The organism is Flavobacterium sp. (genome assembly GCF_965277525.1).
Taxonomy (GTDB): domain Bacteria; phylum Bacteroidota; class Bacteroidia; order Flavobacteriales; family Flavobacteriaceae; genus Flavobacterium.
In genome coordinates, this window is record NZ_CBDIDC010000007.1 from 1 (window position 1) to 7,789 (window position 7,789).

General features: G+C 33.0%; 9 protein-coding genes, 1 tRNA gene and 1 pseudogene. 3 read left to right on the forward strand and 8 right to left on the reverse strand.

Annotated features, from left to right (window positions below):
- Window positions 1–209: 209 nt before the first annotated feature.
- Window positions 210–344, reverse strand: coding sequence for a pseudouridine synthase (locus tag ACQY44_RS16990; RefSeq protein ID WP_428231498.1), 135 nt, complete (start codon window positions 342–344; stop codon window positions 210–212).
- A gap of 457 nt (window positions 345–801) precedes the next feature.
- Here ACQY44_RS16990 and ACQY44_RS16995 point away from each other — a divergent pair, with 457 nt between their 5' ends.
- From ACQY44_RS16995 to ACQY44_RS17005, 3 genes and pseudogenes are all read left to right on the forward strand, one after another.
- The gene (locus tag ACQY44_RS16995; RefSeq protein WP_428231499.1) at window positions 802–1,005 is read left to right on the forward strand and encodes a hypothetical protein; all 204 of its coding nucleotides are present in this window, start codon (window positions 802–804) and stop codon (window positions 1,003–1,005) included.
- Window positions 963–2,020: pseudogene (locus tag ACQY44_RS17000) on the forward strand (hypothetical protein). The gene ACQY44_RS16995 and the pseudogene ACQY44_RS17000 overlap by 43 nt, the downstream one beginning before the upstream one ends.
- A gap of 62 nt (window positions 2,021–2,082) precedes the next feature.
- Entirely contained in the window at window positions 2,083–2,739 is a 657-nt protein-coding gene (locus ACQY44_RS17005) for a M13-type metalloendopeptidase (RefSeq protein WP_428231491.1), read from the forward strand.
- A 228-nt stretch (window positions 2,740–2,967) separates the two neighbouring features.
- On the opposite strand, the gene ACQY44_RS17010 is transcribed toward ACQY44_RS17005, so the two are convergent.
- From ACQY44_RS17010 to ACQY44_RS17040, 7 genes are all read right to left on the reverse strand, one after another.
- Window positions 2,968–3,519 carry a hypothetical protein gene (locus ACQY44_RS17010; protein WP_428231492.1) on the reverse strand — a complete coding sequence of 184 codons (552 nt, stop codon included), beginning with the start codon at window positions 3,517–3,519 and terminating at the stop codon, window positions 2,968–2,970.
- A gap of 299 nt (window positions 3,520–3,818) precedes the next feature.
- On the reverse strand, window positions 3,819–4,229 hold the full coding sequence (locus ACQY44_RS17015; RefSeq protein ID WP_428231493.1) for an XRE family transcriptional regulator: 411 nt from the start codon (window positions 4,227–4,229) through the stop codon (window positions 3,819–3,821).
- A gap of 224 nt (window positions 4,230–4,453) precedes the next feature.
- Window positions 4,454–4,526: transfer RNA gene (locus ACQY44_RS17020), tRNA-Met, on the reverse strand.
- 127 nt (window positions 4,527–4,653) lie between these two features.
- Window positions 4,654–5,178 (reverse strand): DUF4269 domain-containing protein, encoded by a 525-nt coding sequence (locus tag ACQY44_RS17025; RefSeq protein ID WP_428231494.1) that lies wholly within the window; start codon window positions 5,176–5,178, stop codon window positions 4,654–4,656.
- Window positions 5,179–5,219: 41 nt separating this feature from the next.
- Window positions 5,220–6,749: a glycosyltransferase family 39 protein gene (locus ACQY44_RS17030; protein WP_428231495.1), complete on the reverse strand. Its 1,530-nt coding sequence runs from the start codon at window positions 6,747–6,749 to the stop codon at window positions 5,220–5,222.
- 142 nt (window positions 6,750–6,891) lie between these two features.
- Window positions 6,892–7,329 carry a hypothetical protein gene (locus ACQY44_RS17035; RefSeq protein WP_428231496.1) on the reverse strand — a complete coding sequence of 146 codons (438 nt, stop codon included), beginning with the start codon at window positions 7,327–7,329 and terminating at the stop codon, window positions 6,892–6,894.
- A gap of 77 nt (window positions 7,330–7,406) precedes the next feature.
- A partial coding sequence (locus tag ACQY44_RS17040; RefSeq protein ID WP_428231497.1) for a DUF4494 family protein occupies window positions 7,407–7,789 on the reverse strand: 383 nt, incomplete at its 5' end.

Sequence of the window (7,789 nt, forward strand, 5' to 3'; positions counted from 1 at the left end):
AAACAATATCGCGATGTTGGTTTATTGTTAAATTCTAAGTCAACTTCGGCATTTTGCAAACGATGAAAGTATGTTATTGCATTTTGTTTAATGTCATCATCATTGATTAAATCATAAATCAATTGTTAGTTCTTCGGGCGACCAACCACGTAAAATGGCTAAATATTTTTTTTCGACTTCGCGTGTGGCGAAATGATCATTCATAATTTTCAAACCTCTTTATTCAATGCAAATAACAAGACGCCAGATGTTTTTCGGTCTAGCCGATGAATAGGATAAACGTGTTGACCTATTTGATTTCTTAATTCCTGAATAGCATAAACTTTTGCATCCGCGCATAAAATGACTTATGAACTAGCAACCCGCTTGGTTTATTAATGCGATAATATATTCGTCTTGGTAAAGAATTTCTAACATTCGGCAAAAGTAGAAGAGATTTCTATTAAAATCGTTTTTAGGACTTATTTATTTCGATGCTTTTCTTCGCAGTTGGCGCGAATGTCTGGTTCGTGAACGCAACGAGATGTTGATAAAGAGAAGTAAAGCAAAAAAAACTCCAGATTTCTCTGAAGCTTTTATGTTTAGTAGCAGGAAGCATTCTAACAAAAACTTTAGAATTAAAAACTGAATTCGTATATTGTTCTGCTAAAATTAGTTATGTCACGCATATAGTAAAATATTTTGCTTCAAACATTTTTCAGTTCATTTTAATAGAACAGTCCAGATTATGAAAAATTCATTAATGCTCTTCATTGCGTTCTTAGCTTTTACAGCGTGCTCAAAACATCAAGGAAAAAAAATGTGGCTATCACCAGAATAGATTCCACATTGCGACCGGGTAATGATTTTTTTAAATATGTAAATGGCAAATGGTATGATTCTGTATCTATACCTGCATCTCAAGCCGGAGTTGGTGCCTATATGTTTATAATTACCCACAACGAATACGCCTGCAGGGAATATTGGACAGTATTTCGAAAAGCAAGAATCCGGCAGGGAGTATAGCACAAAAGGTAGGCGACTTTTATGCATCAGGTATGGATACTGTAACCATTGACAAACGCGGTTATACGCCTATAAAACCCTTACTTGCCAAAATTGAAGCTATTAGCGATTTACCGTCCTTAATGAACTTTGTAGTTAATGAAGCAAAAGTGAACAATCCTTCTATTATAGCTTTTGGTGTGTCACCCGATGAAAAAAACAGCAGTATGAACATTGCCCAAATCTATCAAACAGGTATTGGTTTACCTGACAGGGACTATTATTTCAAATCAGATTCATCAACTGTTGCCATACAGGAAGCATACAAAAAATACCTTAGTACATTATTTCAACAAACAGGCAGCAATGCTATAGAGGCTAAGAAGAACGCTAATTTGGTTTACGATATTGACAAACAACTTGCCGTTTCGCATAAAACAAAAGTAGAACTTAGAGATGTACAGGCAAATTATAATAAAATGGCTGTGTCGGATCTTGCTAAAAGACATCCCAACATAGACTGGACTACTTTTTAAATAATTTAGGCGCTAAAACCGATTTCATCAATGTAGGCCAATCCTGCCTATTATGATGCCCTTAATAAGCTCTTAAAAACTATCCCTATTAATAATTGGAAAATTTACCTCAAAGCAAATTCTCTGGAAAGATATGCAGATGATTTAAGTAAACCTTTTGCAGATGCCTCATTTGAGTATACCAAAGTCCTTTCTGGTCAGGCTGTTCAAAAATCACGTGGCGAAAAAATGGCTAATGTCCTTGACAATTACTTAGGCGAGGCGCTGGGTCAATTGTATGTAAAGAAATATTTTTCGGAAGATGCCAAAAACGTATGTTAACCCTCGTGAATAATCTGCAAAAAGCGTATGCCAAAAGAATTGATAAATTGGAATGGATGAGTCAAATTACCAAACAAAAAGCGAAAGAAAAATTGGCAGCGATGACTAAGAAAATAGGATATCCGGATAAATGGAAAGACTATAACAATGTGCATATAGCCAGGAATAACCTATTTTGAAAATATGGTTTCGGCCGCTACAGCTGCATATCAATTTCAATTGGCAAAATTGGGCAAACCAGTTGATAAATCAGAATGGTATACAACAGTTCCAACAGTTACAGGCATATAATAATCCTACTGCAAATGAAATTGTTTTTCCTGCAGGTATTTTGCAACCTCCATATTTTGATAATAATGCAGATGATGCACTTAACTACGGAGGTATCGGAATGGTTATAGGTCACGAAATAACCCATACCTTCGATGATCAGGGTGCTCAATATGACAAGGATGGCAACTTAAAAAACTGGTGGACAAAAGAGGATTATGCCAAGTTTAAGTCAAGAATACAACAGGTCATCAATTTGTACAGTACCTATACCGTTTTAGATAATCTACACATTAATGGCGCAATGACAGTTGGCGAAAATACAGCAGATATTGCCGGAATAGCAGTTGCCTATGATGCTTTTAAAATGACTGAACAAGGACAGGGAAATACAAAAATTGACGGTTTTACTCCAGACCAACGCTTCTTTATTTCTATAGCCAAAATATGGAGAGTAAAAATGAAAGACGAGTTCCTGCGTTTGTGGATTAACAATAACCCACATTCTCCACCAAATTGGCGTGTTAATGGTCCTCTAATGAATACTACACCTTTTTACAAAGCATTTAATGTGCAACCTGGAGATAAAATGTTTTTGCCTCAAAAAGACAGAATAACAATTTGGTAATACTTTGGTCTCTAAAGTATTACTATGAAAAACTGCGCAAATGTCTCTGTGAACTTTGCGCAATTTTTTTTGATCTCCTGGAAATTGCAAATTTTAAAAAGTCAGGAGACATTTTTACGTTTAGCTTGCACAAAAAAAAGCTCCGGATTTCTCTGAAGCTTTTGCTTAGTCGCGGGAAGAATTGAAAAATCTAACCATTTGTGTCTTAGATTTTTCAAAAAAGAAATTTTAGTTTTTCAATCTCGGTTTGACGGTTGCTATATCTGCTTTTTGTAAATTTTTAATGTCGCTGTACAAAATCAAAATTTCGGCATAACTCCAATAAAAAGAGGTGTTTATATTATGTTTTAAGTTTAATTCATCAATGAATTGCAAATAATATACCTCTGGAGCCCTGCCTCTTTTCTTAGTTACTATATCAATTTGAGTATTTTTGATATCTAGATTTTCTTCCCATGTAGCATTATACTTGTATCCTGCCAATGTTATGGTGTTGTGGTTGGTCTGAACTTCGTTTATGAAAAAAACAGCTTCTTTACATGATCTTACAATGCTGTACAAAGCAAGAAAGAAGAAAAAGCTGGAGATAAAGAATACTGTATACAATGAGCTATTAATATGCAATGAGCCATCGATATTGGTATTGGTTAGTATTTCATGACCTGTTATATAAGCAATGACCGCCGTGCTAATGAACAAAACGGAATAAATAAAAAGGATAAAAAAATCTAATCGTTCTGTAAAGTGTGCATAATTATTCTTTGAATCTTTATTAATCATAATTGAGATCGGTTGTATTGTATGTGGGGCATTTACAATATAGATTATTTTTTTGCTTATTCGAAAGACTTTTCTGGATTCTTTAGAATAGTTTTTCAATTTCCAAACTTGATTTGTAAGCCTCAGATCTTCGAAGCGTTCTTATAGAAAGCATTGCGAATGGCTCCTGACTTCGCACCCGCAATTTGTAGCAAGTAGAGTTTTCATAAACAAACAAAGCTCCGGATTTCTCTTAAGCTTTTGTTTTGATATTATTTCGTATTTAATTTTTCCAAATATGAATAAGAATTACTTATAAATTATTTAGTGATTAGTTTTTCAAACCTTGCCATCATTTCATCTTTCTCTTTTAGCATACGTTCATATAACGCGATTTTTTCTTCGTGAAGTTTTTTTAATTCGTCCAAAGGATTTATGTTGAATATTGGTTTAGCGTTACCTATATAAGCATCTTTTTCAATATTAAATGTATTCGAAATAATATTTACTGCCTGTTCCTCATCAAAGCTTTGAAAAGCTTCGACAGGAATTTTTAATATTGCTGAAATTTGTTTAAGCAGGCTCTCTTCAATTACATCTTTTTGCTCCAGCATTGAAATTTTCTTCTGATTCCAGTCTTCTCCCAGATCATAAGCCAATGCCTCTTGCTTTATATTAAGCATTTCTCTGAAGCGTTTTACGTTTTTTCCCTGATGTATTTTCTGTTCCATAATGAGTGTCAATTTTCTAAAGGCTCAAAGATAAAGCCATTTGTCTTAAAAATTTTGAATTTCAAAGATAAAAAAATATCCTATAAATGTCCGTTTTTTCAGATGTTATATCCGCGTTTCTCCACTCCCGTACAAATCCTTTTATGTAACACAAAGTGAATGGGCAAAGAATTAAACCATAATAAACAAAAAAAGCTCCAGATTTCTCTGAAGCTTTGTCTTAGTAGCGGGAACAGGACTCGAACCTGTGACCTTCGGGTTATGAGCCCGACGAGCTGCCTACTGCTCTATCCCGCGTTGTTTCGGGTGCAAATATAAGCACTAAATACGGTTGTGGCAAGAAAAAAGTAAATTATTTTGAAATTAGAATTGTTTAATTTTAAGTGTTTGATTGTTAGTGAGTTGTTTTTTGTTGGAAATGAATTTAAACTTTGTATTCTAATAATTTGGCATAAGGATCTCCTTTTAAGCCTAATAAAAAAGCAAAAGCGGGTTCTGTTTTGTAGCCGTTTTGTTTGAGTTTGATGATTTCTAACCTGAAATTTTCGTCTTTTGCTTGTAGAATTTCATGTTCTATAATCATGTGTTTGTATCCATTTTGATTTTTAACAGGTATATTTTGTCCGAAGATTTCAATTTCAAAACCCTGTATTCTAAAATTTACGACAATAGAATCTTTATTGTCGAGAAGTATTTCTCTGATTGTGAACTCGTTCTCCTGTTTGAAAATTGAATTTAACTTTTCTATAAATTCGGTTTTGTTTCTCCAATGACAAACAATATCCAGATCGCTGTTTTCGATATCTATATTAATCGGAATTGTACCCACTAAAATAGGATCAAATTCCGCAAGATTTGATAAGATCTTATTTTGAGTCAAAACTTCGAACGCCTGAACTTGTCTTTGATTTCCGTTTTTTAAATATTCGATATTAGTAAAATCTGTCATTGCTTTAATTTTATTAAAACTATAAAATAAGATAGGTTTGACTATTCTTTGATATAATTTTTTTCTTCCTGAATCTCGTCTTCGATTCTTTTATTAATGTTGATTTTAGCATTGGTGAAAACATAAATTCGGGTTTTGTATTCCCGAGCATATTTATTGGTGATTTCGCCAGCAATTGTTGAGGTCTGAAAAAACGCACCCGTTTCTTGAAGTTCTGTCGTATGTTCTTCGTAGTTTTTTATTCGGATGAGGTTTTTGTATCGAATGTCAAGATCAAACCAATTAACATAATCAGCATTAAAAGAAACCGCTTTTATTCCTTTTTTAGAATAATAATTGATGGCTCCGGCTTGTCCGTAATTATCGCAAAGTACGATAGTTTCTTTGGTATTAGGAATTAAAGCATAAACAGAATCGGTTTTTCGGGCAAGTTCTTTCCAGCCCAGCATATCAGCAAAATCCTGGGGCAGATCATGATCTTTTCCGTCTTCCCAACGCAGCATTCCTAATTCTTTATATTTCTCCGGATTTTTCACAATATATTCCGGACTTTTATTGGGAAAAACGATATTATACATGGGAATAAAAAACAATAACGGAATAATGATAAATACCGGTTTTAAATACTGTCTCCAACCTGTTTTTAGAATATCAGCTAGAAATACAGCCCCAAAAGCAATGTAAACAGGATACAAACCAATCGCATAATACGCTTTGGCTTTGAAATAAATAAAAATGAGAAGGGTAAAAATGATAGAAGCAAAAAAGAGCCTGTATTTTGCAAAGGGTTTATAGAATAGCAAAGCATATAAAGCTGCAAGGATCACAAGGAAAGAACCTATAAAAAATAAAACCTGTTCTTTTAGAAAATCGAAACGATCGACATTGACCAACTGTGTTTCGGATAATTCTTTCATGTGGTGCACAATAGGAAATTGGTTCTTGTATTGCCATAAAAGATTTGGCAGAATTAATACTAAACCTAAGATTAAAGCGAAATAAACTTTTCTTTCCGTTAATAATTTTCTTTGATTCGATAATAATAGAGCTGGCAAGAAGCCAATAAGTAAAAAGAGAATATTGTATTTGTTAAGAAAGCCAAATGCAAAAACGATAGCTGCTGTATAAAGCCATTTTGATTTTTCTGTCGAAAGGTATTGTATCATAACATAATAAAATCCTGTCCAGCATAAAACATCCAGAGAATTGGGTTGATATAATGTATTTAGTCGCAGCAATGACGAAAACAAAATGCAGGTTGCGCCTAGAATTAAAGCATACAGATTTCCTTTTAAAAGTTCGATCGTTTTCCAGACCACTACAAGCGTCAAAGCACCAAAAAGCGCAGGGAAGAACTTCACCCAAAAAACAGCATTACCCAAAATAAATATAATATAAGAAATCCAGGACGTTACGGGAGGAACAGATAAATAACCCCAAGCCAGATGATGTGCCTGATCAAGATGAAGGTATTCGTCGCGTTGCAAATCATATTCAGGACTTATGAGTATATATTGCAAAACAAATTTTAGCAGAATAAATCCAATTAAAATTAGCGTTTTTTTATTCATTTAGGTTTGGTTTGTAGGTTGTTAATGGTACAGCTAATATAAAGTTTATTTTGAATTTTGAATAAGATTGATTGTTAACCTAAGATAGTATAAAATAAAAAAGCTCCAGATTTCTCTGAAGCTTTTCCTTTATATGATTTATCTACATTGATTTAATCCACCACATCATTGTCTCTACTTTATCTCTTCTTTCATTAGATTCAAATGAATCATTTAAAATTAATGAAAGCTCATTGTTTAGATCATTTTTTGTATAATTATTAAAAAGCCAAAGTGGCATATCTCTTATGCTTTTATTCCAGTTTTCCAATATCTCGTTTAGAATCGATTTTAGGTCTAATACCGATTTAGGGTTGATACTGATTAGAATTTTCCCGGCAAACAATTGGTCAAGATATAAAGTTTCGTTTCTATCTATATTATTGAAAACTTTAATTACGCTTTTTATAATTATTTCATCAGATACTTTAGGCAGTAACCTTATAAGTTGTCTAAGTCTTAAATCTCCTAATTCCTCATTTAAATCTACGCAAAGAAAAATTTCCTTGATTAAATCTTCTGATGATTTTGGAATTTTCATAGAATAGTTTTAGAAAATTTTAATTTAAAGATAATCTTTATTCTTTTTTGAAGAAACAAATCTTGTTATAAAAAAACTTATTCTTCCAAAGCTTCTTCAAATTCCATATAATCAATTTTTTCTACTTCTACAGGTTTAGAAGCTTTTAATTTATTGAATCTTTCTAATTGTTCCGTTTCTCCTTCTTCACCACTGAAATAAGGGAAAACATCCATAATTGGAGATTCAGAAACCGCTGGGATAGAATATTCTCCCATTGTGCTTTGCATGACATGAAGCGTATTATCATAAGCTTCTCTTACATCATTTGCCTGCACTAAAAGATACATATTCGACTTTCTTTCTTTACCACTTTCTTCATCATAAGCCATCAAAGATACTTTCGATTTGAACCAACGATCGGCATTTTCAAAAGGATGAATCTCCGCATAATTGGCTACTTTTATATTCGTGATTTTAA